A 22,274-nucleotide genomic window follows, 5' to 3' on the forward strand; every position below is an offset into this window, starting at 1 on the left:
GCAATTCCAGCGATTGTTCGCAGATCAGCCGCCATCAGCCTTAGCAACAACCCTTCGGCACAGGTCCAAGAACTCTTCATAGGCCAAGTCGTTTTTGGCATCGTTGGTCCTCCAACCACAGATGACAAAATCGTAGCGCCCGTTTTCGCCCGAGATGTGATCGACGGTTGGCAGAAGTGCGAAGCTGGCCTTGTAACGGGACCTGCCCTCCGCCGATTTCTTGTTGTCGTAGGTGCTGATCAGAGACCAATTGAGGGCCTCACCTGTATAGAAATCATGCGTGCCATGGTCGCACACTGCCGCATGTATTAGCCTACGGTACTCCTCGCCAGTAATTTCGTGTGTGACACGTTTGCGATCACGGTCGAGATGGGCCTTGGCCTTTCGTCTCAGCCAACGGATGTAAATCGTTTGATCGACGCCGAGCGCTTTCGGAACTGTGTACCGGCTCGTTTCACGCATTATCGCCTACTGCGTCGCGCCGTCCTGCGCGCTCAGGTTCTGCGTCACCATCGCATCGGGCATGACCGCCTCGGCCGTCAGCACATTCCTGTTACGCGGGCCCTGCGCAATCGCGAGTTCTAGCGCGCGTGTTTCCGGGCAATTCGCACCGCATAGCGATTCAAGCTGCGCCAGATTGCGCCGCGCACGCTCGATTGCACCCTTTTCGACCATCGCCGCACCCTCGCCCGCAATCGCGGCATAATTGCCCGGATCGCGGGTCAGCGCCTCGCGGTAATAGCGGATCGCCTTGCCCTGTAGCCCTTCGCGCCGCGCAGCCTCGGCCAGGGCAATCAGGATCGGCGTGTATTGCGGATCGATCGCGAAAGCCGCTTCCAGCGCATCGACCGCGCGCTGCGGCTGGCCCGCGTCGAGCGCATCCTGCGCCTGCGCCATCAGCATGCCCGCACGCGGATCGACCGGCTCGCTCTGCGCCGAACCCACGCTGGCGGAAACTGCCACCAACAGCGACAGGGCAGCAGCAGCGGGAGCGAAACGCATGAAGTTATCCTTCGATTGTGCCAGGATTCGAGGCGCGGAGGCGAGCATAGATCGAAAGGTTAACACGGCAAGTGGGCCCGCGCGACGAAAAATCCGTCCGTGCCGTCGTGAAACGGAGACAGGCGGAATCCCTGCCCTCGCGCCCGTCCGAGCGGCAGGTCCGGTGCATCGCCGCGCCAGGTTTCGTGGCCCTGCAGGAATGCCGCGAATCGGTCCGCGCCCTCATCGTCCAGCAGTGAACAGGTGACGAAGACGAGCCGACCGCCCGGCTTGACGAGCTTCGCACCGAGCGAAAGCAGATTGTCTTGCGTAGCGGCAAACCGCGCAAGCCGGTCGGGCGTCAGGCGCCATTTCGCCTCGGGCTTGCGGCGCCACGTACCGACGCCCGAGCACGGCGCGTCGATCAGTACGCAATCGGCCTGTGCTTCCAGATCGCCCAGCGCTGCCATTTCCTTGCCGGGATCGAGCAGGCGTTCCTCGATGATCGTCGCACCCGCCCGCTGCGCGCGCGGCGCAAGCTGCGAAAGCCGCCGCCTGTCGGTATCGGATGCGATCAGCCGCCCGCGATTCTCCATCGCCGCCGCCAGCGCCAGGGTCTTGCCGCCAGCGCCCGCGCACAGGTCGATCACCGTCTCTCCGGGAAGGACTCTGGCCGCGCTGCACGCAATCTGGCTGCCGTGGTCCTGCACCTCGATCCGCCCTTCGCGGTAGGCGTCCCATTGCTCGACTGGCGTTCCCCCATCGAACCGCAGCGCCTGTGACAGCGCCAGCGCTTCTCCGGGTTCGGGCAGTTCGAGAGCGTCGCGCTCTGCCTTCAAGGTGTTGACCCGCACATCGAGTGGAGCGCGACTCATCAGCGCGGCGGCCTCGTCGCCTTCGATGTCCGATGCGGCCAGCCGCTCCATCAACCACGCGGGAGCAACGCCTGCTTCCGCGACCGGCTCGCCCTCTTGCCGAGGGCCCGGTCCGTATTTCGATCCGTCGAACAGGACGGCCAGCGTTTCGTCCCGCGCAAGCAGCGCCAGCATCGCCGCACGCCCATTCGCTGGCACCTCGCCGCAATGACGGATTGCGTCATAAGCCAGTTCGCGCACCGCACGGCGATCCTTCGAGCCGGCATAGCGATTGGCCTTGGCCCACTCCGCAATGATGCGGTCGGCAGGCGCGCCCTGCCCCTTTGCCGCCTCGATCACACGGTCGAGAATGTCGATGGCGGCCTGAACGCGCGCGGCAGGAGTCACAGGTCGATTTCCCGCAGGCCTGACACACCTGACACAGTGTCTAACGTGGGAAAAATTCCCGGCGCTGGCGCCGGTAATCCAAATCCATGCCGGTTTCTGTAAGGCACTAAAGGCATGCATTTGCCCTGCCACACGCTCCGTCGAGTAGGAAAGCGGTTTGCGCGCCGACATCCACCTTCCATCGCGATTGCCGAAGCGCTCATGCGGATGCGCGATAGGCAAGCGAAGGATCGCGCGACTTCGCCTTTACGTAGAGCCTTGCCATGAGGTGCATGAAAGCAAGCTTTGCCGCCGCCGTTCCCACCGCACCGAGCAGCGTCGCTGTCACGTCGAGCACCACCAAGCCGTAGATCAGGGCAAGCGTGAACAGACCGGTCACCGCGTTTGCGACAATTGGCCAGATTGTACTGCCTTCGGGAAGCGCGAGTTCCTTGCGCCTCGACCAGAGCCGCTCGCCGAACACACCGCGCGACATCCATGCCCGGTCATCGCCTGGTGGAGGGAAAAGCAGTGGGTTGATCCACAACCAGATAATGGTCAGCAAGATCGGCAGGATCGACCACCAGCCGATCCACGCGCGTGACCAGATTGCCAGAACTATCAGCGGCAATCCCGTGAAAAGGCGGCTCCAACCGCTCCATGGGTTGGCGTGCCTTTCCCATCCACTATCGTCGAGACCGAAAAGCGCGGCCAGGCGGTTTTCCCAGCTCATGGACTACCGCGTCGGATAATTCGGTGCCTAGCGGGTGATCGACACGTCGTGCACATGGCTCTCGGTCAGCCCCGCATTGGTGATCCGCACGAATTGCGCACCTTTTCGCAGATCGTCGATCGTGCGGCTGCCGGTATAGCCCATAGCCGCCTTGATCCCGCCGACCAGCTGGTGGATCACGTCCTTGGCCGGGCCCTTGTAGGGCACCTGTCCCTCGATCCCTTCGGGCACCAGCTTCATTGCGGACACGTCCTGCTGGAAATAGCGGTCGGCAGATCCGCGCGCCATCGCGCCGACGCTGCCCATCCCGCGATAGCTTTTGTAGCTGCGGCCCTGGTAGATGAAGGTTTCGCCCGGAGCTTCTTCCGTTCCCGCGAGCATAGAGCCGATCATCACACAGCTGGCACCTGCCGCCAGCGCCTTGGCCGCATCGCCGCTGGTCCGCAGGCCCCCGTCGCCGATCACCGGCACGCCCGCCTTGTCCGCCTCCTCTGCGCTGTCCATGATCGCGGTGAGCTGCGGCACTCCGACGCCTGCGACCACGCGGGTGGTGCAGATCGAGCCCGGCCCGATGCCGACCTTCACCGCGTCCGCGCCCGCGTCGATCAGCGCGCGTGTCGCTTCTGCCGTTGCGACATTGCCTGCGATGATCTGCACCGAGTTGGAGATCGTCTTGGCACGCTCGACCGCCTTCAGCACGTCCCGGTTATGGCCGTGCGCGGTGTCGATGATGATCACGTCAACCTCTGCATCGATCAGCGCCTGCGTGCGCGCAAAACCCTTGTCGCCCGTGGTGGTCGCCGCCGCGACGCGCAGGCGGCCTGCCGCGTCCTTGGTCGCGCCGGGATAATTGACCGCCTTTTCAATGTCCTTGACGGTAATCAGGCCGATGCAGTGATAATCGTCGTCCACCACCAGCAGCTTCTCGATCCGCCGCTGGTGCAGCAGGCGACGCGCCTCTTCCTGCCCGGTGCCCAGCGGCACGGTGGCGAGATTCTCGGTTGTCATCAGCTCGCGCACCGGCTGGCCGGGATGTTCGGCAAAGCGAACGTCGCGATTGGTCAGGATGCCGACCAGCGTGCCGCCGCGATCCGTCACGGGAATACCGCTGATGCGGTTGGCGGACATGATTTCCTGTGCTTCGCCCAGCGTCGCGTCGGGGCCGATGGTGATCGGGTTGACCACCATGCCACTTTCGTAGCGTTTTACGGCGCGAACTGCGGCGACCTGATCCTCTATCTCAAGGTTGCGATGCAGCACGCCCATGCCGCCCAGTTGCGCCATCACGATGGCCATGTCGCCTTCGGTCACCGTGTCCATCGCCGCCGATACGACAGGGATGTTGAGCGCGATCTCGCGCGTCAGCCGGGTCCGGGTATCGGCCATACTGGGCAGGACCTCGCTTTCGGCCGGACGCAGCAATACGTCATCGAAAGTAAGGGCTAGCGGGATTTCCTTGGAAGCCACGGCGGGCACCTTTCGCAAGCTGGGTGGCGATTTCGCGCCCGGAGGGTGTCGGGCGAATCGAATAATCGCGGGAGTTAAAAACCACGGTCTTGCAGGGGGCCCTTAGCGAGGCTCGCCCCGGTCCGCCAGAGGGTGTGGGCGAAGTTTCCCTCGCCCGGTGCCGTCAGCTCTCTTCCATCAGCCCGTGCTTCTTGATGCAATGGCGCAGCTGGTCGTAGCTGAGGCCCAGCGCCTTGGCGGTCTGGCGCTGGTTCCAGCGGTGCTTGCCAAGGGCATGCTCCACGATTGCACGTTCGTGGCTGTCGACCGCCATCCGCAGATCGTCGATCTCTTCGAAATCGGGGCGTTCCGGCGCGACGCGAACCTTATCGGGAGCCTCGGATTGCGCCGGTGCGGGCGAGCCTGCGGGCTTCCACGGGCTGTCGAAAGGGTCGAAGACGATGTGCCCGACCGGGCTTTGCGGATCGTTCCACCGGTACACCGCACGCTCGATGACATTGCGCAATTCGCGCACATTCCCCGGCCAGAGGTAATCTTCCAGCTGCGCGGCGACATGCTCTGCAGAGCCCGGCCACGCCTCCCACTGCAGCTCCGCCGCCATCCTGCGTCCGAAATAGTCGGCCAGCACGGCGATATCGCCTTCGCGCGCGCGCAGTGGCGGCAGCGTGATAACTTCGAAGCTGAGGCGGTCGCGCAGGTCGGCGCGAAAATCGCCGCGTTCCGCCATGGCGGGCAGGTTCTCGTTCGTCGCGGCGACAATGCGGACATCGACACGCATTGGGCGCGACGAGCCGATCCGGGTAACCTCGCCATATTCGACCGCACGCAGCAGCCGCTCTTGCGCGGCCATGGAAAGCGTTGCGAGCTCGTCGAGGAACAGCGTGCCGCCATCGGCTTCCTCGAACCGGCCCTCGCGATTGCGGGTCGCGCCGGTGAAGGCGCCCGCCTCGTGGCCGAACAGCTCCGCCTCGATCAGCGTTTCGGGCAGCGCGGCACAGTTCATGGTGACCAGCGCTTCGCCCCAACGGGGGCTAAGGCGATGCAGGCGTTCTGCGATCAGTTCCTTGCCCGTCCCGCGCTCCCCGATCACGAGCACCGGGCGCTGCAATGCCGCCGCCTGGCTCGTGCGTTCGACCGCATCGAGGAAGGCGAGCGACTGCCCGACAAACTGGTTCTCCCGCTCCATGCCGATAATATAGTGAAAAAACCCAAGGCTTGGCAATTGGTACCAACATGTCGTTGGTCGATAAGTTGCGAAAGCCCGGAAATCCGGCGTTTTTTCAAACTGGCACGCCGGTTGCAAAGCATGGGGTGGAGATCAATCGAGGAGGACCGACATGCCCGAACAAGCCCAGCCCAAGCGAACTTTCGGCAAGGCCGTGCTGGTTACGATCCTCGCAACCGCGGCGCTCGTCGCTTTGAATCCGCCGTCTGCCGATGGCGTTCATACCGGCAGCCCGCTCGTGTTACAGACTACGGAACTGGCATGACCGACTACACCAATCCGCCCGGCCGCGATGGCCGTCTCTCGCGCCTCGATAACGAGGTGGAGCGCCTGCGTCGCAGCCCGATCCCTTCTCAGGGCCCGACTGCCGGTTTCGACAGCAGCGCGCCGGGCGATACCCCTTTCTATACCGGAGGCTTCATGGGCATCTTCAGCCGCACCCGCGACATCATCGCGGCCAATTTCAACGAAATGCTCGACAAGGCCGACGACCCTTCGAAGATGATCCGCATGATCATCCTCGAAATGGAGGAAACACTGGTCGAAGTCCGGGCAAGTGCCGCACGTACGATTGCCGACCAGAAGGAAATGCACCGCCACACGGTCAAGCTGGACAAGCTGCAGGCCGACTGGGCCGAGAAAGCCCAGCTCGCGCTCTCCAAGGATCGCGAGGACCTGGCGCGCGCCGCGCTGGTGGAGAAGAAGAAGGCCGCCGACATGAGCGAACAGCTCAAGGCGGAAATTTCCGTCCTCGACGATTCGCTGCGCGCCTACGAGGAAGACATCCACAAGCTGCAGAACCGCCTGCGCGAAGCGCGCAGCCGCCAGACCCAGATCGCCGCCCGCCTCGAAAGCGCGGAGAACCGCGTGAAGCTGCGCACGCTGATGACGACCGAGCGTGTGGATGAGGCGCTGACCCGCTTCGACGCGCTGGAACGCCGGGTCGACTACGCCGAAGGCCGCGCCGACCAGCTGAAGATGGAAAGCGAGAGCGGCAAGCTGTCGCTGTCGGACGAAATCGCCGCCCTCGAAGGATCGGACAAGGTCGACGAGGAGCTGGAAGAAATGAAACGCGCGCTCGGCAAGGGAGCCGGCGACGTCAACGAAAAGAAGGGGGGTTGATCGATGGAAGAACTATTCGTCGCCGTTGTCGTCTTGAGCACCGTTATCGGTCTGCCCTGGCTGATCCTGCACTATGTCACCAAGTGGAAAACCTCCGCTGGCGGCATCACCCAGAATGACGAGGCACTGCTGGAAGAGCTCTACGCGCTCACCAAGCGGCTCGACGACCGGATGGATACGGTCGAGCGACTGGTCGCCCACGACCATGCCGATTTCAAACCCGCCCGCCTTATCGCGGACAACCAGGCCGACAACGAGGAACTCGCCGAGCTGGAAGCCCTGCTCGCCCAGAAAAGGAAGGAAACCCGCGCATGAATACGCCCCGCACCACGCTGTACAAGGATACGCAGAACGGGAAGCTGATGGGCGTCTGCGCAGGCCTAGCCGACTATACGGGTGTCGATGCCCTGTGGTGGCGCCTCGGGATGCTGGTCGCGACATTTTCCGGCGGTTTTCCGGTCACTCTGCCCGCCTACCTGATCATGGGACTGCTTTTGAACCGCAAGCCCCCGCACCTCTATACGGAGGACAAGCAGGAGCAGAAATACTGGCAGGGCGTGCGCGCCAATCCGACCCGCACGGCACGCGAAATCCGCGGCAAGCTGCGCGAGATCGATCGGCGCCTGGCGAGTGTCGAGGAGCACTATGTCAGCTCGAACCCGAGCCTCGACGCCGAAATCGAGCGCCTGCGCTGATGCCGGGCCACAGGAACAGGGAGAAGCAACATGGGTGAACTGACAGGGCTAGTGGCGGTGTCCGCACCATTCCTGATGGTCGTCGCGATCGTCTGGATGAACCACCAGCAGAAACTGGCCAAAATGGGTTTGAAAACCACTGCGGAAAATACCGCCGAAAAAGCGGCGCAATATGCCAGCCAGATCCAGCGGCTCGAAGACCGGGGGCAGGTGCTCGAACGGATTGTGACCGACAAGGGCTACGATGTGGCAACCCAGATCGAGGCCCTGCGCGACAGCCGCAGTATCGATGACCAGCTCAACGGTACGGCGATGAACCTCGAAAGCAGGGAGCGCGCCTGATGGACCCCAACCTGATGGGCATATTCCTGTTCGTGATGGCGATCCTGCTTGTCGTCCTGCCATTTGCATACGTCATCAACCGGCGCGAGCAAATGCACAAGGAGCGCAAGCTGGAACTGGAAGCCCGCGCAGAGGAAGCCCGAAGCGGTCGGGCAAGTCCCGAATACCGCAAGCTGGAGGAACGCGTCCGCGTGCTCGAGCGGATCGCAACCGATCGCGGTGCCGACCTGGCGTTGGAGATCGAGGCCTTGCGCGAAATCCATAGCGTAGAAGACAGCGCTAACGGCACGGCAGTGACCTTCGAGGAAAGGGAGCGCGCATAATGGAACACCTCTTCGGTGGCACCGGCTTCGTCATCATGATCATCGCGCTCACCACCGGTGGCTGGCTGATCAACAACTGGATTCGCGCCAAGCATGGCTACGATCTGGAAGACGAATGGGGCGGCAAGACGAGCCGTGCGGACAAGTCGGCGGAGATCGAGAGCCTGCGCGGCGACAATGCCAAGCTCGTCGAACGGCTCGAAGCGCACGAAGATCGCCTCGCCGTGCTGGAAAAGATCGTGACCGAGCGCGGCTATTCGCTGTCCGAAGAGATCGAAGCACTGCGCAGGGATGAAAGCAGCGGCATACCGCTGGACACTGGCAGGAAGGAGCGCGTGTGATGGATGGTGCGATGATCCCGATCATTGCCATCGTCGGCGGCATGATGATCGGCGGTGCCGGGCTGTTCGGCTGGATTCACACCACCCGGATGAAGATCAAGCACGGTTACCCGCTGGAAAACATGTGGGGCATGCCGATCCACCCTCGCAACGACCAGGAATCGCAGGAACGGCTCAAGCTGCTGACTCAGGAAAACGCCCAGCTGCGTGCCGAGCTCGGATCGATCAAGGATCGGCTGGGCAATGTCGAGCGGATTGTGACCGATAGTGGTTATTCCCTGACGCACGAAATCGAATCCCTGCGCAACCGGAAGGAAGCAAACTGATGAGCTGGACCGCTGCAGTCGTCCTGATCGTACTGATCGTCGCCGTGTCGCAGGTCATGCGTGCGCGCTACAACGCGCAGCACGGCATCACCGAAGACATGATGGGTAACCAGACCCTCTCGCGCCCTACAGATCGCGAAGGTGAGCAGGAGCGAGACCGCGAGGCCGAAGCCGAGATCGCTGCGCTGAAGGATCGGATCGCGGTGCTCGAACGCATTGCCTACGACAAGAACAGCTCGACCGCGCGCGAACGCGATCGCATCGCCGCCGAAATCGACGCCCTGCGCGAAGAGCAGGACTGACAGGCCGCAGGATTGGGCCGCAGGATAGAAAGAAGGATGGAGATCATGGAGCCGACACTCGTCATTGCTGCCACATCGCTTCTTGGTGTCGCGCTGGTTGCAGCAGCCCTGCTGCGCGCGTGGGAAGGCTGGCTGTCGCTGAAGCGGCGCGAGTTGGAAGCGGCGGGCCAGGGCCGCCGCGATCCCGATGACACGCGCGGTTCGGGGCCGATTGCCCTCGCGGACATGCGTGAACGCATCCGCAAGCTGGAAGCGATTGCCAACGGCGTGGATTTGTGAGCACCGCGCGCAGTCAGGCGGCGCAGGCGGGCATCGGCCTGGGCAGCGCCATTGCGGTCGCGATCTCGTGGTCGCTCCACCAGTCGATCCTGTGGGCGATCGTTCACGGATTCTTCTCGTGGTTCTATGTGATCTATTACGCGCTGACGCGGCCCGGTGGGCTTTCGGGGTAGGCCGATCTACCCGCACCCGTTCGTGCTGAGCTTGTCGAAGCACTGCTTTCTCTTCTAGCCCGTGCACGAAGAAGAAGGACAACCCTTCGACAAGCTCAGGGTGAACGGTTTTTGTGAGAACGCTCGACGATATCCGCGAAGAATACGAATTCCTCGAAGGGGACGAACGCTATCGCCTGCTGATCGAGCTCGGGCGCGAGCTGGAAGAAATGCCCAACGCGCTCAAGACCGACGCCACACTGGTGCGCGGCTGCTCGGCAGCAGTGTGGGTCTACCCCACCGGCGAAGCTGACAAGCTGCATTTCCTTGCCGACAGCAACGCCGCGATCACCAAGGGGATCGTCGCGCTGGTAATTGCTGCCGTGCAGGACAAGCCGGCGAGCAAAGTGGCGGCGATGGACGTGGTCGGCGCGCTCGAACCCTTCGATCTCAAGAACCAGCTATCGAGCAACCGGACACAGGGCGTGCCCAACATGATCGCACTGGTGAAGGAGCACGCCGCACGGATTGCTGGGGGTTAAGCTTCTCCCTCTTCCCCCTCTTCCCCCGAACCGAGCAGAAACAGCTCCTCCACCGGCACTTCCAGCGCAGCCGAAAACTTCAACGCTACGATAACCGACGGCGCGAAGACCCCGTTCTCGACCGTGTTGACCGTCTTGCGGCTTACCCCCATGCGGCGCGCAAGCTCGGCCTGGGTCCAGCCCCTGTCGTCGCGTGCCGATCTGACGCGGTTTACCAGCCCATCAACCAAGGCTGCGAAGCTCCGCCGCACCGTATCCTACAAACGCCAAGCCAAGGCTCATGCTGGCGATCATGTGCGCCGCGCGTTGCGCCGGCAGCGGTTCGAATGGTGAGACGACCACTACGAGCAGCGCCACCACGATGGCGCCGACGAACCCTACGGTAATGCCTGCCATGCGATTGATCTGGGTCGCTTCGTCATTCGCGATCGATCGGACTCTGGCGGGTAGCAACCAGCCGCCGCCCGTGAGCAGAAGCGACAGCATCAGGATGATGAAGCCAACCCATACGGCGATCTGGAAGGGCGAATTGGCCTCCCAGTTCCAGCGGTAGAAAACGCCCTGGTGAACCACCAGGACCAGCAGACCCAGGAACGGCGCCATCGTGGCGCGCGTCCTGCCAAAGGTTTCTGCCGACTCGATATCTTTTTCGTCTGTCAAAAGGACCTCCATTTGTCACCTTAGGGTTACAAGTAACCCGTGGGTGACATGAGGTCAAGCCCCCGCGCTCTCGCGCACCACGGCCTCGCCCGCCTCCCGCTGGCGTTTCAGTTCCGCTTTCAGCTTCGCGGGGTCCTGCGGGAGTACGAAGCCAAAGCTCACCCCGCCCTCTTTCCCGATGGTCGCATGGTGCAGCTTGTGCGCCTGCACCAGCCGCTTGGCGTAGCCGCGCTTGGGCACGTATCGGAAGTAGCGCTGGTGGACGAGCCCGTCGTGCACCAGCGTGTAGATGATCCCGTAACCAAGGATGCCGAGCCCGACCCACGTTGCGGGCCACCAGGCGTTTGTGCCCATCACCAGCGGGCTGCCGAGAGCGAACATCGAAATGCTCATCGCCGCGCCGACCACGCCGTAAAGATCGTTCTTCTCAAACAGCTTGTCGTGCGGTTCGTGGTGGTCGCGGTGCCAGCCCCAGCCAAAGCCATGCATAATGTACTTATGGCTCGCCCACGCGACCCACTCCATCGCGGCAATGGTCGCGAGCACGATCAGGATGGGTAGGAGCACCTGCATGGCGCGGGATATAGGCTATTCGTGGGGCGGGAAAAAGTGCTTCGCGATCTCTTCGCCGATGCGCGCAGGCCGCAGGCTTTGTGCATCGATGCAGCACCAGCTGGACTTCACTTCCGCCAGCACTTCGCCCCCACGCTCGATCACCGTGTGATAGAACGCCCGTGCGCCCCTGGTGCTTTCGAGTACCGTCCGCGCGACGATATCGTCTTCGAGGAAGGCGGGCTTGCGGTACGTAATCTCGTGCTTGAGCGCGACCCACGCGCGCTCTGCCACAGCATCCGCCGGGGCAAATTTCCGCCAATGCGCCAGCACGGCATCCTGCACCCAGCCCAGGTACCGGGCATTGTTCACATGGCCCATGAAATCAATATCGGCGGGCTTGATGCGGATTGGATGAGCGAATGGCTTTGCTGACATGCGTGTAAGTTAACGCATAAGGTCTTTCACTTCCATGACCGAATGCATGCATTTCTCGTATTTTTCTTCTCGGAGCGGGAGGCATCTTGCAACGATTCCGCGCGCCATGCACTAGGACAGGCATGAGCAAGAATTCCAAGAGCCTTTCCGGCGCGGCCATCGCCGCCGGTGCCGCCATCGGATCCGCCGCCATCGCTGGCGCGCTCCTGTACGCCAGCAAACGCCGCAACGCGGCCAATGAGGGCAAGGGGCCCAGACAGTTGCCGCCGATCCCATCGGGTGAAGACCCGCAGACCGACTAACTCATTATCCAATCCGAAAAATGACAAGGGAGAACGCCCCATGAAAGCCGTGCTGACCAAGGAAGTGGGCGGGCCCGAAACGCTCGTGGTCGAACAGATTGACGCGCCGACCCCCGGCAAGGGCGAGGTACTGGTCGATATCGCAGCCTGCGCGATCAATTTCCCCGACACGCTGATGATCCGGGATCTGTACCAGTTCAAGCCGGAGCGTCCCTATTCGCCCGGTGGAGAAATCTCGGGCACGATTGCCGCGGTTGGCGATGGCGTCGATGGCTGGAAGGTCGGCGACCGCGTGCTGTCGGGCATCGGCAGCGGCGGCCTGCGCGAACAGGCCGTGATCGGGGCTGAACGCCTGTTCAAGGTGCCCGAAGGCGTGGAACTGGTCGATGCATCGGCCCTGCTGATGACCTACGGCACCATGATCCACGCGCTGAAGGATCGCGGCGACATCAAGGCGGGCGATACCGTGCTGGTGCTGGGTGCGGCGGGCGGCGTCGGCCTTGCTTCGATCGAGCTGGCCAAGGCTTATGGTGCGAAAGTGGTCGCGGCGGTCTCCAGCGAGGAAAAGGCCAAGGTCGCAAAGGATGCGGGCGCGGACGAAACCGTGGTCTATCCCCGCGCCCCGTTCGACAAGGATGCTTCCAAAGCGCTCGCAGGCGCATTCAAGGATGCGGTAGGCCTCAATGGCGCCGATATCGTGGTCGACATCGTGGGCGGCGACTATTCCGAGCCTGCGCTGCGGTCGATTGCGTGGGAAGGCCGCTTCCTGGTGATCGGCTTCCCCGCCGGTATCGCGAAGCTTCCGCTCAACCTCACCTTGCTTAAAAGCTGCGACGTGCGCGGCGTGTTCTGGGGCGCCTTTGCCGCGCGCGAACCGCAGCGCAACGCGGCGAACATCGCCGAGCTGTTCCAGCTGTGGCAGGATGGCAAGATCAAGCCGCAGGTTAGCGAAACCTTCAGCCTCGACGATGCGCACAAGGCGATCGAGAAGCTGGAGAAACGGCAGGCGATCGGCAAGCTCGTCGTCGTGACGGGCAAGTAGGCACTCGCTTGCCCGGGGCGCGCCACGCGCCTATCTTCAAGACAAGACATAAGCCAACAAGAAGGCAGCTACGACCATGACCGATTTCAAGGACCGCCAGCGCGGCGAAGAAGCCAAGTATGCACTGGATGAGGAAACCGCGTTCAAGGTCGCAGCGCGGCGCAATCGCCTGCTGGGCGAATGGGCGGCCGATCTCATGAACCTGACCGCCGAGGAAACCGACAGCTACAAGAAAGCGGTCGTACAGGCCGATTTCGAGGAAGCGGGCGACGAAGACGTGATCCGCAAGGTGCTGGGCGACGTCACCGCGGCAAGCTGCGATGTCGACGAATCGACCGTGCGCGCCAAGCTGGCCGAATGCGAGATCGAGGCCCGACGCCAGCTGATCGAAGGCGCGTAACCGCATGCCGATGGCAGCGGACGAAATCGAAGCGATGATCGTGGAGGCCCTGCCCGGCGCCGAGGTCGAGATGCGCGATCTTGCCGGGGATAACGATCACTGGGCGGCCAAGGTCACCGCGCCCCAATTTGCGGGCAAGAGCCGCGTGCAGCAGCACAAGATGGTCTACGAAGCGCTCGACGGGAAGATGGGGGGCGTGCTCCACGCCTTGCAACTGACCACGCAGGCTCCCAAGTGACCGTTTTGAGCTGATACAAGAAGCGATTTTTCCAATGGCAGACACCAAAGAACGCATCACCGGCATCGTGGGAGAGAACGAGGTCGTCCTTTTCATGAAGGGCACGCCCCTGTTCCCACAATGCGGTTTTTCCAGCCGCGCGGTGCACATTCTCGACCATTGCGGCGTGACTTATGAAAGCGTCGATGTGCTGCAGGACATGGAAATCCGCCAGGGCATCAAGGCGTTTTCGGACTGGCCGACGATTCCGCAGCTCTACGTGAAGGGCGAGTTCGTCGGTGGCAGCGACATCATGACAGAGATGTTCGAAGCGGGCGAACTGCAGCAGATGTTCACCGACAAGGGTGTGAAGACCGCCGATTGAGGCGGCTTGTCCATTCGGCAATCTGGAAACTTCGGGGAGGCGGAGCCGGGAGACTATCGGCCCCGCCTCGATACGAAGATCAGGGATGCATACTCCTATGCATCGCGCGTGCCAGTTTCTCCGATTGCCGGAAAAGTGGCATGTGCCTTGGTTAACGCTACTCCCGCCAACTTCGCCACTGTAAGATTTCCCGACAGCAGGCTAGGCGCTTGGCATGGCTGAGCGATCCGACGAGCATACATCCCGGCAAGACGGTATCCCGGCCGCCACGGTGGTGATCTTTCGTCGCGCCCCTTCTGGAGGCCCACCGCAAATCCTGATGCAAGTGCGCAGCCGCTCGCTCGCCTTCGCGGGCGGCATGGCCGTGTTTCCGGGCGGGCGGGTCGACCCGAGCGATCGCGAACTGGCGGCCCGCCTCGACTGGCCCAACCCTGACGAAATGGCGCATCGAATCGCTGCTATCCGCGAAACTCTCGAGGAAACCGGGCTCGCACTGGGCCTGCGCGGCCATATCGACGCGGCCAGCGCTGCCGAAGCGCGTGCAATGCTGCTGCAAGAGGAAGCGCTTGCGCCGGTTCTCGAACGATTCGGCTGGCGTATCGCCCTCCACGATCTCATCCCCTTCGCTCGCTGGTTCCCCAAGAACGAGAAGCTGAGCCGCGTATTCGATACCCGCTTCTATCTCGCCGATCTGGGCACCGGCGCGGTCGACATCGCGGTTGATGCTGGCGAGAACACCCGCCTGTTCTGGACCAGCGCCTCAGGTGCCATCGAAGCGGCGCAGCGTGGGGAAATCGACCTGATCTTCCCGACCCTGCGCAATCTTGAAAGGCTGGCACAGTTCGACAGCTTCGATGCCGCACGCACCCACGCGGAGGAAACCCCGCTGCCGACTATCGTGCCCTTTATCGAGGATCGTCCCGAGGGACGCAGCCTGTGTATCCCGCCCGATTGCGGCTATCCGGTCACCTCTGTGCCGTTGGACGCCGTCAAACGCGGCTGAGCGGAGCGAGAGGCCCTCCCGTGAGAGGGTAATGCGCTCCCGGAAGGATCAATCCAATCAGATATGCGCCGACCGTCCGTAGGACCGCCCCAAGGATGGTCGGCTCCAGACTTTCACTCAAAAGTACACTGAGCGAAGCGAGGGACTTTTGAGTGGAGGAATGGCGCGCCCGAAAGGATAGGGCCGCGCTTCGCTCGCCCCGTCTGCGCGCCTAACGGCGCTTCGACTCCGAAGTTCGAACCTCCCATAGGCCCGAAACCAAACAGCCCGCCCTCGCTAAAGCGAAGGCGGGCTGTTTGATGGCGCGCCCGAAAGGATTCGAACCTCTGACCCCCAGATTCGTAGTCTGGTGCTCTATCCAGCTGAGCTACGGGCGCGCGTGAGGCGTGGCACATAGGCAGGGCTCCGCGCCTTGGCAATGGTTTTGTCGCGAAATCCGGGAATTGCTTTGTACGATCCCGGGTCTAATCGAAAAACTGCGCCGTGAGCTGCGCGTCGAGCGGCGGTTTGGGCAGTTGCGCAATCTCCGCTGGAGTGCACCAGCGCCACTCGCCTCCCTCCAGCGAACGCGCTTCCCCTTCCCAGCCGGCGCAGGCGATCAACAGCAGCAGGATCGGTCGTGACCCGGCTTGCGCGTCGGCCTGGCTGCCCGGCTCGTCTGCCGCAAAGCCCACTTCCCGCATTGCCTCGAGAGAGAGAGCGCCAGCCCGCATTCTTCCGCAATCTCGCGCCTGAGCGCCACCTGCGGGCTCTCGCCCGGATCGATCTTGCCTCCGGGAAACTCCCACAATCCGGCATGCGCCTTGCCCACAGGGCGACGGTGCATCAGCCATCGCCCCGCCCCGTCCGGGCCGATCGCGGCAGCCACAACGGGCAGGTATGTCGGAATATTTTCCACGTTAAGCGCTCGATTTTACGGCTGTTTAACCCTGTTCGTCCAGAAGGCACCGGTATCGGGGGTGCAGTGTGCAATCGGATTGCGCACCTCGCAAGTTGACGGGGGCTTGAGATGACACGGTTCTTGAAGCGGCTCGGCCGCGATCAATCCGGCGCGACTGCTGTCGAATACGGGCTGATCCTGGCGCTGATCTTCCTCGCCATGGTCGGGGCGGTTGGCACCTTCTCCAACCAGGTCATCAACACGTGGGATACCGTGACCGAAACCTCTCAGGAGGCGATCGATCGATCCTAGGCCATCCTACTTAGGAATTTTTCAACCCTTGGGGCTTAGACCGGCAGGAGCTCATTTCCGAGGGGACGTGGAAAGAGCCGGGTAACGAAGACGATAACAGGAGACCGACGATGAAATTCTTCAACGAACTGCTGAACGACGAACAGGGCGCGACCGCCATCGAATATGGCCTTATTGCCGCTCTTATCGCTGTCGCCGCGATCACCGCGATGGGCAGCCTCGGCAACCAGCTGAGCAACACCTTCACCGAAGTCGAAACCGAGATGAGCAACTAAGCTCACTCGAAACGAATTCGATTACAGGAACGGCGGGGAGCGATCCCCGCCGTTTTCGTTTGTGCGTTTTGCGTGAGGAAGGGACTCAGCGCCCGCGCACGACGATTTTCACCTGCTGGCCTGCACGCAAGCCTTCATTGGCATCGAGCGCGTTGAGGACACGGAACCGCGCCTCCTGCGCGTCGCTGTAGGCCATCCTGCGCGAGAGCGAGGCGACCGTATCGCCCGAACCCACCGTCACCACGTCCAGCACCCGCGGGACGACTTGTGCCGCCTCTGTCGTGCTGATCCGGCGGAACGAGTCGAACATCGGCGTGAACACGCTGGAGCGGCCGGCAGGCGCAATCGCCTGGTAATAGTAGGTCTGCCCGCCACCGAAATCATAGGCGAACACGACCACATCGACCTGGCTGTTGCCCGAGTTCGCGCGCGCAATCCCGTAGGCTGCGGGCAGCCCGTTGACCGTGGTCGTCTGGATTTGCGGGCTGATCGCCTGCCCTTGCCCGGAAAGTTGCTGGAACGCGGAGCTGACGAATTGCGTCAGGCTACCGCTGGATTGCGCCACCCGCAGCTCTGCCTGGCCCGACTGGCCGTTGATGGTCACCTGGCTGGTGCCGTTCACGAGGTAGAAGCCCTGCGGCGCGGTGAATGCGAAGCGCAAGTCGGGGTGGATGAACTGGCGGCCTTCGATCACGCCCTGCGCAGGGTCGTCACCATAGGTCAGCCCGTCGATGTTGCGCAGGAACACCTCGCGGTTGAGGATATTCCCGGTGCGCCCCTGCGCGCGGGCAGCAGTGTCGCGCACGCGGCCCGCCGGGTCGGGGTGGGTCGATGCCCATTCGGGCAGGCTGGCATTGTCGCGCCCCTGCAGCTGCGCGTCGAGCGCAGCCTGGCGCGCGAGGCTGGCCAGCACCGTGCTCATCGCCATTGGGCTATAGCCAGCGCTCTCAAGATAGTTGATGCCGAGCACGTCGGCCTCTTCCTCCTGGCTGCGCGAGAAGCTGAGCGTGAGCAGTTGCGAGCCTTGCAGCGCCGCACGTCCCAGGGTGGAGCCCAGCTGGCTGTCGCCAAGCAGGATGCCCGAAAGGATTGCGCCTGCCGCGCCCAATAGGGTGTTCTGCTGCTGCGCCTGCTGGCGACGCTGCGCATGGCGTGCAGCTACATGGCCGACCTCATGGCCCAGCACAGCGGCGAGTTCCGCTTCGTTGTTCATCAGCGTGACCAGCTGGCGCGTCGTGTAAACGTAGCCGCCAGTGGTCGCGAAGGCATTGTTGACCGAGCTGTTGAGCAGCGAGACCGTGAACGCGCTCTCGGTATTGGCGAGACCCGATTGCACGGCGATATTCTGGCCCACGCCGCGCACATAATTGGCGGTGCTGCCCTGCATCGCGCCGCCGAATTCCTGCAGGATCTGCGCGTGATATTCGCGCCCCTGCTGTGCTTCGCTCTGTGTGATCGGCGTATTGGCGCTGGGGATCGGGCCTCCGCCCACGGGTCCGCAGCTGGCCAATGCCAACGCAAGTGCGATGGGCGATGCGAACGCGAGATTTCTACGAAGGCTCATTTGGCCATTCTCCCCTGATGCTGTGGCGCGCAGCGGCGAATACGCTTCGCCTCTCGCGCTATGAGCCAACAACAGGTGGTGTGCGCCCGAAGTTCCCGAATGGGGATATGTTGGGTATCAGGCGCCTATGGCGAGGTAACGGTCTGTCCGGGTCTTCTGCAGCTGCACGATATCCTGCCCCGCCAGCTTGCCGAGCTCGTCGTCGATCGTATCGGCCAGGTAACGGATCGCCGATTGCGGATCGCGATGCGCCCCGCCAACCGGTTCCGGCACGATGCGATCGATCACACCCAGTTCCTTCAGATCCTGCGCGGTGACTTTCATCGCTTCGGCCGCATCGGCCGCCTTTTCCGCCGTGCGCCACAGGATCGACGCGCAACCCTCGGGCGAAATCACGGAATAAATGGCGTGTTCAAACATCAGAACGCGTTCCGCACTGGCCAGCGCGACCGCGCCGCCAGAGCCGCCCTCGCCCACGATGGTCGCAACCATCGGCACCGGCAGGTCGAGGCACGCTTCGATGGCGCGCGCAATCGCTTCGGCCTGGCCGCGTTCCTCCGCCTCGATCCCCGGGAAAGCGCCCGAGGTATCTACCAGTGTCACCACCGGCAGGCCAAAACGGCCGGCAAGATCCATCAGGCGGATCGCCTTGCGATACCCTTCCGGCTTGCCCATCCCGAAATTGTGCTTGAGGCGGGTCTGCGTGTCGTGGCCCTTCTCGTGCCCGATCAGCATCACCTGGCGCCCGCGCAGCGTTGCAAAGCCACCCAGGATCGCATCGTCATCGCCAAAATAGCGATCCCCGCCCAGCGGCAGGAAATCGGTGAAGGCATGCTCCACATAGTCGCGGAAATGCGGGCGTTGCGGATGCCGCGCGACCTGCGTTTTCTGCCATGGAGACAGCGACGCATAGATGCCCTTGAGCAGGTCAGCGCTCTTGGCTTCGAGCTTGGCAAGCTCGTCGCCCATATCGATTTGTTCGCCCGCGTTGGCAGTGCGCAGTTCGGCAATCTGGGCCTGCAACTGCGCAACGGGCTTCTCGAAGTCGAGAAAAGTCAGCATTGGCGGCTGCTATCGGGACCGTGGCGCTTACGCAAGTCGCCTCGCGCAGCCAGCGGGTGTCTTTCGTTGACAAGCGCCACCAGTCGCGCGGCTTCGACATGGGTGTAAATCTGCGTGGTGGCGATGTCTGCATGGCCCAGCAGCGTCTGCAAGGCACGCAAATCCGCCCCTCCTTCCAGCAGATGCGTGGCAAAGGCATGGCGCAGCACATGCGGGCTGATCTTTGCAGGTGGAATACCGGCCCGTCCGGCCAAGGCCTTGATAAGCTGGTAAAGCCTGATGCGGGTCAGGTGGCTGGCGCGCGAAGGGAATAGCCAGGCCGATCCCTCGGGCCGCAATGCCAGCCAGCGAGAGAGTGCCGTTTTTGCCCGGCTGCCCATCGGCACCAGCCGTTCCTTGCCGCCCTTGCCGGTGATCGTAAGAAACGGTGCGTCGCGCGGCACTGAAGCGAGGGGGAGCGCGACCAGCTCGGTTGCCCGAAGGCCCGATCCGTAAAGCAGCTCCAGCATCACGAGCAGCCTGACGGCAGCATGGTCTCCGTTTTCCGCTTCCTTCTCGGCCTGCGCGAAAAGCTTCTCGATTTCGCTGTGATCGAGGATTTTAGGCAGGCTGCGCCGCGGGGCCGGGCTCGGCAGGGCGGCAGAGGGATTGTCCTTCCGCAGCCCCTCGTCTTCGAGAAAGCCGTAGAACTGGCGCAATGCGGACGCTTTTCGCGAAACTGTCGCCGGGGCGAGATCGGCCCACGCCTTGCCAAGCCGCGCCAGTGCTTCGCGCGGAGCATCTTCAAGCGGACCGATAATGGCGGTCGCGCCCTCCAGATCGCGCCGATACGCGGCCAGCGTGTTCGCCGCGGCGCCGCGATCGACCGCCAGTGCGGCGAGAAAGTCTTCTATCGCGTCGGTGGCCAATGGAAACTCCCGGGCCCTAGGTACGCGCGATTGCCTCCGCCGCGATCATCCGGGCTTCGGCTTCCATCCCGCTCTGCCGCAGGGCGGAGACGATGTGATAGAGATGCCGCGGGGTCATCCGGCTCCAGTCGTCGCCCTGCATACCCAGCCCCATCAGCAGCGTAACGAGTGCCGCATTCTCGAACTCGCCGGCGCGCGAAATCAGCGTGCTCCACCGGGTTTCGCGGTTGAGTTCGAGATCGAGCTGCCGATCCCACGAACTGCGCGTACCGCTAGAAATGCGGCCGAGACCGGCAAGCCCGGCCACGAGGAAGCGCGTCCGCATCTTGCCCGCGCTGGCATCGCCATCGCTGAAGGCATCGATTGCGGCGCTTGGAACACTCCCCTGCGCATCCGGTAGGCCTACCGCCAGCATTCCCCAGCCCGCGTCGCCTTCGTCCACGATGGTCCGCCAGCGTGCAGCATCGCGGTCCAGCCCGGCGGTGAGCATGGAGGCAATCAGCGGGGCAGCGTCGCCAGAATATCGGTCGTTCGCAGGAATGCGAGCGGCAGCATAGGCGGTCAGAACGTGCCGATCATAGGGAATTGCACCACCTTCGCCCCACAAGGTCTTGATCGCAGCCAGCCGTGCTGACGGATCGGAATCGACATAGGCCGTGCGCAGCAGCGCAGCATCGGAACCGATTGCACCCTCGTTCCCGCTTGCCGCGTATCCCTGCGAATAGAGATCGATCAGGGCCGCTGCCGAAAAGATGCCTTCGCGCGCCGCGCGTCTGGCACCTTCGATCCTGAGTGCAAGCGGCAGCGATGGCATCGACGCGGAAACGCGCTGGTAATACGGCCCGGCATCGTCGAGCAGGCGATCGGGAATGTCGGCACCGAGTGCAGCCGCGAGGCCATAGCGCCACGGCGTCAACGCATCGACATCGTCCCATTCGACATTGACGGTGTTGTTGCCCAGCCCCGCCGCGCCGGCAAAACGCTGCGCGAGCAGGATATCGACATCCTCCAGATCGCCGCGATCACTCCGGTCGCGCATCTGCAGGAATTCGTTGCGCGCGCGCGCCGTTTCGCCGCCATAGGCGCTGCAGATGAGCCGCAGCATCTCCCATTCGGGATCGTTGCGATAGCCGCCCCGCAGCACCGCGAGCGGACATGCACCGACGATATCGCCGGTCGCGATATAAGCGTCGACTGCCGCATTCGCGAGGCGGGAGTTCCACGCATCGACGTCGACATCCTGCGCAATCGCCCGCGCACCGCTGAACTCGCCCATGCGGTTGAGCAGCTGTGCGCGCAGCCCTGCAAATTCGGCGCCGCTCATTCCCGCAGGCGGTGCGAGCCTGCTGGCAAGCGCGCGGCGCAGCGCAATGTGCCCCCAGCGCGAGACAAGACGCCCCTGTGTTCCCACCAGAGCCGCACGGACAAGCGATTCCGGCTGCTTGGCCAGAGATACGGCGGGCAGGCCGCCTTCGTCTTCGGCCAGAATGCCGACCCGCGTGGTCGCGCGTCGCTGCGCGCGCGGAATATCGTATTTGGGCTTGAGCCCGAACAATTCGTCGAGCTGTTCGGGGTCGAGCGCCTCCAGCTCTTCGAGCGTCGGCAGGCGTCCGGTGCTGGCCGTCTGGCCCTCGGACGAATCTTTCTCGCCCTCCTCGCCTTCCTCCGATGGCGTCGCAGACGTTTCTGCCGGTGCCGGAGCGGGGGCAGATGCGGGCGCTGGGGCAGGCGCCGGTGCGGGGGCGGGGGCGGGGGCAGGCGCCGGTGCGGGCACGGTCGGCGGAGCAGGCGTCGTGGTGGCAGCCAATGCGAGCGGCGCAGACACCAGCGCCATACCCGCGCCCGCCAGCAGCGCGCTTTTCCAGGACATCATCACTGTTCAGCCTCGGCCAGGTCGACTTTCTGTTCTATCGGACGCAGCGGCTCCTCGCCACCGTCCCACCATGCCCATCCGAGCACGAGAAGTACGATTGCAGCGCCGATCGCAGCATATTGCCGCACAGGTTTGGAAATTTCTATCTGCACGCGTCTCGCTCCCCTTTGTTGCCTTAGCCCTAGCCCATCTCTACGCCGCCGAGCAATGGAGACCGCGCATACACCTGCCGCGATGGCCCGCATCGGCGCGCTTGCAGCCCGGCTCGACCGGCCAATTGCGCTCGTCGGCCTGATGGGCGCGGGCAAATCCACCGTGGGACGAAAGCTT

General features: G+C 63.3%; 36 protein-coding genes and 1 tRNA gene. 20 read left to right on the forward strand and 17 right to left on the reverse strand.

The genetic code is table 11. The annotated features are described in order from the left end of the window. Positions 1 to 24: 24 nt before the first annotated feature. The 6 genes from ACEQXE_RS01140 to pspF form a co-directional block, all read right to left on the reverse strand. Positions 25 to 462, reverse strand: coding sequence for a hypothetical protein (locus ACEQXE_RS01140; protein ID WP_370177050.1), 438 nt, complete (start codon positions 460 to 462; stop codon positions 25 to 27). Positions 463 to 468: 6 nt separating this feature from the next. Continuing rightward, complete coding sequence (locus ACEQXE_RS01145; RefSeq protein WP_370177051.1) at positions 469 to 1,002, reverse strand: tetratricopeptide repeat protein; 534 nt, start codon at positions 1,000 to 1,002, stop codon at positions 469 to 471. Positions 1,003 to 1,061: 59 nt separating this feature from the next. Further along, positions 1,062 to 2,243: an RsmB/NOP family class I SAM-dependent RNA methyltransferase gene (locus ACEQXE_RS01150; RefSeq protein WP_370177052.1), complete on the reverse strand. Its 1,182-nt coding sequence runs from the start codon at positions 2,241 to 2,243 to the stop codon at positions 1,062 to 1,064. A 199-nt stretch (positions 2,244 to 2,442) separates the two neighbouring features. Beyond that, positions 2,443 to 2,955, reverse strand: a complete 513-nt coding sequence (locus tag ACEQXE_RS01155) for a DUF6653 family protein (protein WP_370177053.1) — start codon at positions 2,953 to 2,955, stop codon at positions 2,443 to 2,445. Positions 2,956 to 2,982: 27 nt separating this feature from the next. Further along, positions 2,983 to 4,422 carry an IMP dehydrogenase gene (gene guaB / locus ACEQXE_RS01160; RefSeq protein WP_370177054.1) on the reverse strand — a complete coding sequence of 480 codons (1,440 nt, stop codon included), beginning with the start codon at positions 4,420 to 4,422 and terminating at the stop codon, positions 2,983 to 2,985. Between the two features lie 163 nt (positions 4,423 to 4,585). Continuing rightward, positions 4,586 to 5,608 carry a phage shock protein operon transcriptional activator gene (pspF, locus tag ACEQXE_RS01165; protein ID WP_370177055.1) on the reverse strand — a complete coding sequence of 341 codons (1,023 nt, stop codon included), beginning with the start codon at positions 5,606 to 5,608 and terminating at the stop codon, positions 4,586 to 4,588. Between the two features lie 151 nt (positions 5,609 to 5,759). Here pspF and ACEQXE_RS01170 point away from each other — a divergent pair, with 151 nt between their 5' ends. From ACEQXE_RS01170 to ACEQXE_RS01225, 12 genes are all read left to right on the forward strand, one after another. Further along, a complete protein-coding gene (locus tag ACEQXE_RS01170; RefSeq protein WP_370177056.1) occupies positions 5,760 to 5,912 on the forward strand; it encodes a hypothetical protein in 153 nt (50 codons plus the stop codon). Next, positions 5,909 to 6,769: a phage shock protein PspA gene (pspA, locus tag ACEQXE_RS01175; protein ID WP_370177057.1), complete on the forward strand. Its 861-nt coding sequence runs from the start codon at positions 5,909 to 5,911 to the stop codon at positions 6,767 to 6,769. The genes ACEQXE_RS01170 and pspA overlap by 4 nt, the downstream gene beginning before the upstream one ends. A gap of 3 nt (positions 6,770 to 6,772) precedes the next feature. Next, positions 6,773 to 7,084 carry an envelope stress response membrane protein PspB gene (gene pspB, locus ACEQXE_RS01180; RefSeq protein ID WP_370177058.1) on the forward strand — a complete coding sequence of 104 codons (312 nt, stop codon included), beginning with the start codon at positions 6,773 to 6,775 and terminating at the stop codon, positions 7,082 to 7,084. After that, positions 7,081 to 7,464 carry an envelope stress response membrane protein PspC gene (pspC, locus tag ACEQXE_RS01185; protein WP_370177059.1) on the forward strand — a complete coding sequence of 128 codons (384 nt, stop codon included), beginning with the start codon at positions 7,081 to 7,083 and terminating at the stop codon, positions 7,462 to 7,464. The genes pspB and pspC overlap by 4 nt, the downstream gene beginning before the upstream one ends. A 30-nt stretch (positions 7,465 to 7,494) precedes the next feature. Beyond that, the gene (locus ACEQXE_RS01190) at positions 7,495 to 7,806 is read left to right on the forward strand and encodes a hypothetical protein (protein WP_370177060.1); all 312 of its coding nucleotides are present in this window, start codon (positions 7,495 to 7,497) and stop codon (positions 7,804 to 7,806) included. Next, complete coding sequence (locus tag ACEQXE_RS01195) at positions 7,806 to 8,129, forward strand: hypothetical protein (protein ID WP_370177061.1); 324 nt, start codon at positions 7,806 to 7,808, stop codon at positions 8,127 to 8,129. Before ACEQXE_RS01190 ends, ACEQXE_RS01195 begins: the two co-directional genes overlap by 1 nt. After that, a complete protein-coding gene (locus tag ACEQXE_RS01200) occupies positions 8,129 to 8,470 on the forward strand; it encodes a hypothetical protein (RefSeq protein WP_370177062.1) in 342 nt (113 codons plus the stop codon). Before ACEQXE_RS01195 ends, ACEQXE_RS01200 begins: the two co-directional genes overlap by 1 nt. Continuing rightward, entirely contained in the window at positions 8,470 to 8,796 is a 327-nt protein-coding gene (locus ACEQXE_RS01205) for a hypothetical protein (RefSeq protein WP_370177063.1), read from the forward strand. Before ACEQXE_RS01200 ends, ACEQXE_RS01205 begins: the two co-directional genes overlap by 1 nt. Continuing rightward, positions 8,796 to 9,098 (forward strand): hypothetical protein, encoded by a 303-nt coding sequence (locus ACEQXE_RS01210; RefSeq protein ID WP_370177064.1) that lies wholly within the window; start codon positions 8,796 to 8,798, stop codon positions 9,096 to 9,098. The genes ACEQXE_RS01205 and ACEQXE_RS01210 overlap by 1 nt, the downstream gene beginning before the upstream one ends. A gap of 45 nt (positions 9,099 to 9,143) precedes the next feature. Next, positions 9,144 to 9,377 (forward strand): hypothetical protein, encoded by a 234-nt coding sequence (locus tag ACEQXE_RS01215; RefSeq protein ID WP_370177085.1) that lies wholly within the window; start codon positions 9,144 to 9,146, stop codon positions 9,375 to 9,377. Further along, positions 9,374 to 9,550 (forward strand): hypothetical protein, encoded by a 177-nt coding sequence (locus tag ACEQXE_RS01220; protein WP_370177065.1) that lies wholly within the window; start codon positions 9,374 to 9,376, stop codon positions 9,548 to 9,550. Before ACEQXE_RS01215 ends, ACEQXE_RS01220 begins: the two co-directional genes overlap by 4 nt. Before the next feature lie 113 nt (positions 9,551 to 9,663). Then, positions 9,664 to 10,071: a SufE family protein gene (locus ACEQXE_RS01225; RefSeq protein WP_370177066.1), complete on the forward strand. Its 408-nt coding sequence runs from the start codon at positions 9,664 to 9,666 to the stop codon at positions 10,069 to 10,071. Here ACEQXE_RS01225 and ACEQXE_RS01230 read toward each other — a convergent pair. From ACEQXE_RS01230 to ACEQXE_RS01245, 4 genes are read right to left on the reverse strand one after another with little or no spacing between them, the layout of a single operon-like run. Next, a complete protein-coding gene (locus ACEQXE_RS01230; RefSeq protein ID WP_370182770.1) occupies positions 10,068 to 10,322 on the reverse strand; it encodes a helix-turn-helix transcriptional regulator in 255 nt (84 codons plus the stop codon). The genes ACEQXE_RS01225 and ACEQXE_RS01230 overlap by 4 nt on opposite strands. Beyond that, a complete protein-coding gene (locus tag ACEQXE_RS01235) occupies positions 10,294 to 10,731 on the reverse strand; it encodes a hypothetical protein (protein ID WP_370177068.1) in 438 nt (145 codons plus the stop codon). The genes ACEQXE_RS01230 and ACEQXE_RS01235 overlap by 29 nt, the downstream gene beginning before the upstream one ends. Positions 10,732 to 10,785: 54 nt before the next feature. Further along, complete coding sequence (locus ACEQXE_RS01240; protein WP_370177069.1) at positions 10,786 to 11,304, reverse strand: sterol desaturase family protein; 519 nt, start codon at positions 11,302 to 11,304, stop codon at positions 10,786 to 10,788. Between the two features lie 15 nt (positions 11,305 to 11,319). Then, positions 11,320 to 11,721 carry an acyl-CoA thioesterase gene (locus ACEQXE_RS01245; protein ID WP_370177070.1) on the reverse strand — a complete coding sequence of 134 codons (402 nt, stop codon included), beginning with the start codon at positions 11,719 to 11,721 and terminating at the stop codon, positions 11,320 to 11,322. A 122-nt stretch (positions 11,722 to 11,843) separates the two neighbouring features. Between ACEQXE_RS01245 and ACEQXE_RS01250 the strand changes: the two genes are divergently transcribed. From ACEQXE_RS01250 to ACEQXE_RS01275, 6 genes are all read left to right on the forward strand, one after another. Then, positions 11,844 to 12,023 (forward strand): hypothetical protein, encoded by a 180-nt coding sequence (locus ACEQXE_RS01250; protein WP_370177071.1) that lies wholly within the window; start codon positions 11,844 to 11,846, stop codon positions 12,021 to 12,023. A gap of 40 nt (positions 12,024 to 12,063) precedes the next feature. Next, entirely contained in the window at positions 12,064 to 13,065 is a 1,002-nt protein-coding gene (locus tag ACEQXE_RS01255; RefSeq protein ID WP_370177072.1) for an NADPH:quinone oxidoreductase family protein, read from the forward strand. Positions 13,066 to 13,141: 76 nt separating this feature from the next. After that, the gene (locus ACEQXE_RS01260; protein ID WP_370177073.1) at positions 13,142 to 13,465 is read left to right on the forward strand and encodes a DUF1476 domain-containing protein; all 324 of its coding nucleotides are present in this window, start codon (positions 13,142 to 13,144) and stop codon (positions 13,463 to 13,465) included. 4 nt (positions 13,466 to 13,469) lie between these two features. Further along, on the forward strand, positions 13,470 to 13,703 hold the full coding sequence (locus tag ACEQXE_RS01265) for a BolA/IbaG family iron-sulfur metabolism protein (RefSeq protein WP_370177074.1): 234 nt from the start codon (positions 13,470 to 13,472) through the stop codon (positions 13,701 to 13,703). A 34-nt stretch (positions 13,704 to 13,737) separates the two neighbouring features. Further along, entirely contained in the window at positions 13,738 to 14,067 is a 330-nt protein-coding gene (gene grxD / locus ACEQXE_RS01270; protein ID WP_370177075.1) for a Grx4 family monothiol glutaredoxin, read from the forward strand. 214 nt (positions 14,068 to 14,281) lie between these two features. Beyond that, positions 14,282 to 15,070 carry an NUDIX domain-containing protein gene (locus ACEQXE_RS01275; RefSeq protein WP_370177076.1) on the forward strand — a complete coding sequence of 263 codons (789 nt, stop codon included), beginning with the start codon at positions 14,282 to 14,284 and terminating at the stop codon, positions 15,068 to 15,070. A 300-nt stretch (positions 15,071 to 15,370) separates the two neighbouring features. Here ACEQXE_RS01275 and ACEQXE_RS01280 read toward each other — a convergent pair. After that, positions 15,371 to 15,447, reverse strand: a tRNA-Arg gene (locus ACEQXE_RS01280). A gap of 221 nt (positions 15,448 to 15,668) precedes the next feature. Continuing rightward, positions 15,669 to 15,896, reverse strand: a complete 228-nt coding sequence (locus tag ACEQXE_RS01285) for an NUDIX domain-containing protein (RefSeq protein ID WP_370177086.1) — start codon at positions 15,894 to 15,896, stop codon at positions 15,669 to 15,671. A gap of 183 nt (positions 15,897 to 16,079) precedes the next feature. Between ACEQXE_RS01285 and ACEQXE_RS01290 the strand changes: the two genes are divergently transcribed. Then, the gene (locus ACEQXE_RS01290) at positions 16,080 to 16,262 is read left to right on the forward strand and encodes a Flp family type IVb pilin (RefSeq protein WP_370177077.1); all 183 of its coding nucleotides are present in this window, start codon (positions 16,080 to 16,082) and stop codon (positions 16,260 to 16,262) included. Between the two features lie 110 nt (positions 16,263 to 16,372). Next, complete coding sequence (locus ACEQXE_RS01295; protein ID WP_370177078.1) at positions 16,373 to 16,537, forward strand: Flp family type IVb pilin; 165 nt, start codon at positions 16,373 to 16,375, stop codon at positions 16,535 to 16,537. 85 nt (positions 16,538 to 16,622) lie between these two features. On the opposite strand, the gene ACEQXE_RS01300 is transcribed toward ACEQXE_RS01295, so the two are convergent. The 5 genes from ACEQXE_RS01300 to ACEQXE_RS01320 form a co-directional block, all read right to left on the reverse strand. Further along, the gene (locus ACEQXE_RS01300; protein ID WP_370177079.1) at positions 16,623 to 18,101 is read right to left on the reverse strand and encodes a M48 family metalloprotease; all 1,479 of its coding nucleotides are present in this window, start codon (positions 18,099 to 18,101) and stop codon (positions 16,623 to 16,625) included. 117 nt (positions 18,102 to 18,218) lie between these two features. After that, positions 18,219 to 19,163 (reverse strand): acetyl-CoA carboxylase carboxyltransferase subunit alpha, encoded by a 945-nt coding sequence (locus ACEQXE_RS01305; protein WP_370177080.1) that lies wholly within the window; start codon positions 19,161 to 19,163, stop codon positions 18,219 to 18,221. Further along, positions 19,157 to 20,071 carry a tyrosine recombinase gene (locus ACEQXE_RS01310; RefSeq protein WP_370177081.1) on the reverse strand — a complete coding sequence of 305 codons (915 nt, stop codon included), beginning with the start codon at positions 20,069 to 20,071 and terminating at the stop codon, positions 19,157 to 19,159. The genes ACEQXE_RS01305 and ACEQXE_RS01310 overlap by 7 nt, the downstream gene beginning before the upstream one ends. Positions 20,072 to 20,087: 16 nt before the next feature. Then, positions 20,088 to 21,944, reverse strand: coding sequence for a hypothetical protein (locus tag ACEQXE_RS01315; protein ID WP_370177082.1), 1,857 nt, complete (start codon positions 21,942 to 21,944; stop codon positions 20,088 to 20,090). Beyond that, positions 21,944 to 22,096 carry a hypothetical protein gene (locus ACEQXE_RS01320; protein ID WP_370177083.1) on the reverse strand — a complete coding sequence of 51 codons (153 nt, stop codon included), beginning with the start codon at positions 22,094 to 22,096 and terminating at the stop codon, positions 21,944 to 21,946. The genes ACEQXE_RS01315 and ACEQXE_RS01320 overlap by 1 nt, the downstream gene beginning before the upstream one ends. Between the last annotated feature and the right edge of the window lie 178 nt (positions 22,097 to 22,274).

Source organism: Alteriqipengyuania sp., assembly GCF_964222115.1.
Classification (GTDB): Bacteria; Pseudomonadota; Alphaproteobacteria; order Sphingomonadales; family Sphingomonadaceae; genus Alteriqipengyuania.

Bases quoted from the DNA above. Each gene is read 5' to 3' on its own strand.
- ACEQXE_RS01250 (WP_370177071.1), top strand. From the start codon at position 11,844: ATGAGCAAGAATTCCAAGAGCCTTTCCGGCGCGGCCATCGCCGCCGGT.
- ACEQXE_RS01145 (WP_370177051.1), bottom strand. From the start codon at position 1,002: ATGCGTTTCGCTCCCGCTGCTGCTGCCCTGTCGCTGTTGGTGGCAGTT.
- ACEQXE_RS01170 (WP_370177056.1), top strand. From the start codon at position 5,760: ATGCCCGAACAAGCCCAGCCCAAGCGAACTTTCGGCAAGGCCGTGCTG.
- pspC (WP_370177059.1), top strand. From the start codon at position 7,081: ATGAATACGCCCCGCACCACGCTGTACAAGGATACGCAGAACGGGAAG.
- pspF (WP_370177055.1), bottom strand. From the start codon at position 5,608: ATGGAGCGGGAGAACCAGTTTGTCGGGCAGTCGCTCGCCTTCCTCGAT.
- grxD (WP_370177075.1), top strand. From the start codon at position 13,738: ATGGCAGACACCAAAGAACGCATCACCGGCATCGTGGGAGAGAACGAG.
- ACEQXE_RS01215 (WP_370177085.1), top strand. From the start codon at position 9,144: ATGGAGCCGACACTCGTCATTGCTGCCACATCGCTTCTTGGTGTCGCG.
- ACEQXE_RS01290 (WP_370177077.1), top strand. From the start codon at position 16,080: ATGACACGGTTCTTGAAGCGGCTCGGCCGCGATCAATCCGGCGCGACT.
- ACEQXE_RS01285 (WP_370177086.1), bottom strand. From the start codon at position 15,896: ATGCACCGTCGCCCTGTGGGCAAGGCGCATGCCGGATTGTGGGAGTTT.
- ACEQXE_RS01240 (WP_370177069.1), bottom strand. From the start codon at position 11,304: ATGCAGGTGCTCCTACCCATCCTGATCGTGCTCGCGACCATTGCCGCG.
- ACEQXE_RS01275 (WP_370177076.1), top strand. From the start codon at position 14,282: ATGGCTGAGCGATCCGACGAGCATACATCCCGGCAAGACGGTATCCCG.
- ACEQXE_RS01305 (WP_370177080.1), bottom strand. From the start codon at position 19,163: ATGCTGACTTTTCTCGACTTCGAGAAGCCCGTTGCGCAGTTGCAGGCC.
- ACEQXE_RS01195 (WP_370177061.1), top strand. From the start codon at position 7,806: ATGGACCCCAACCTGATGGGCATATTCCTGTTCGTGATGGCGATCCTG.
- ACEQXE_RS01155 (WP_370177053.1), bottom strand. From the start codon at position 2,955: ATGAGCTGGGAAAACCGCCTGGCCGCGCTTTTCGGTCTCGACGATAGT.
- ACEQXE_RS01255 (WP_370177072.1), top strand. From the start codon at position 12,064: ATGAAAGCCGTGCTGACCAAGGAAGTGGGCGGGCCCGAAACGCTCGTG.
- ACEQXE_RS01295 (WP_370177078.1), top strand. From the start codon at position 16,373: ATGAAATTCTTCAACGAACTGCTGAACGACGAACAGGGCGCGACCGCC.
- ACEQXE_RS01210 (WP_370177064.1), top strand. From the start codon at position 8,796: ATGAGCTGGACCGCTGCAGTCGTCCTGATCGTACTGATCGTCGCCGTG.
- ACEQXE_RS01200 (WP_370177062.1), top strand. From the start codon at position 8,129: ATGGAACACCTCTTCGGTGGCACCGGCTTCGTCATCATGATCATCGCG.
- ACEQXE_RS01315 (WP_370177082.1), bottom strand. From the start codon at position 21,944: ATGATGTCCTGGAAAAGCGCGCTGCTGGCGGGCGCGGGTATGGCGCTG.
- ACEQXE_RS01205 (WP_370177063.1), top strand. From the start codon at position 8,470: ATGGATGGTGCGATGATCCCGATCATTGCCATCGTCGGCGGCATGATG.
- ACEQXE_RS01190 (WP_370177060.1), top strand. From the start codon at position 7,495: ATGGGTGAACTGACAGGGCTAGTGGCGGTGTCCGCACCATTCCTGATG.
- ACEQXE_RS01140 (WP_370177050.1), bottom strand. From the start codon at position 462: ATGCGTGAAACGAGCCGGTACACAGTTCCGAAAGCGCTCGGCGTCGAT.
- ACEQXE_RS01260 (WP_370177073.1), top strand. From the start codon at position 13,142: ATGACCGATTTCAAGGACCGCCAGCGCGGCGAAGAAGCCAAGTATGCA.
- pspA (WP_370177057.1), top strand. From the start codon at position 5,909: ATGACCGACTACACCAATCCGCCCGGCCGCGATGGCCGTCTCTCGCGC.
- ACEQXE_RS01300 (WP_370177079.1), bottom strand. From the start codon at position 18,101: ATGAGCCTTCGTAGAAATCTCGCGTTCGCATCGCCCATCGCACTTGCG.
- pspB (WP_370177058.1), top strand. From the start codon at position 6,773: ATGGAAGAACTATTCGTCGCCGTTGTCGTCTTGAGCACCGTTATCGGT.
- ACEQXE_RS01265 (WP_370177074.1), top strand. From the start codon at position 13,470: ATGCCGATGGCAGCGGACGAAATCGAAGCGATGATCGTGGAGGCCCTG.
- ACEQXE_RS01245 (WP_370177070.1), bottom strand. From the start codon at position 11,721: ATGTCAGCAAAGCCATTCGCTCATCCAATCCGCATCAAGCCCGCCGAT.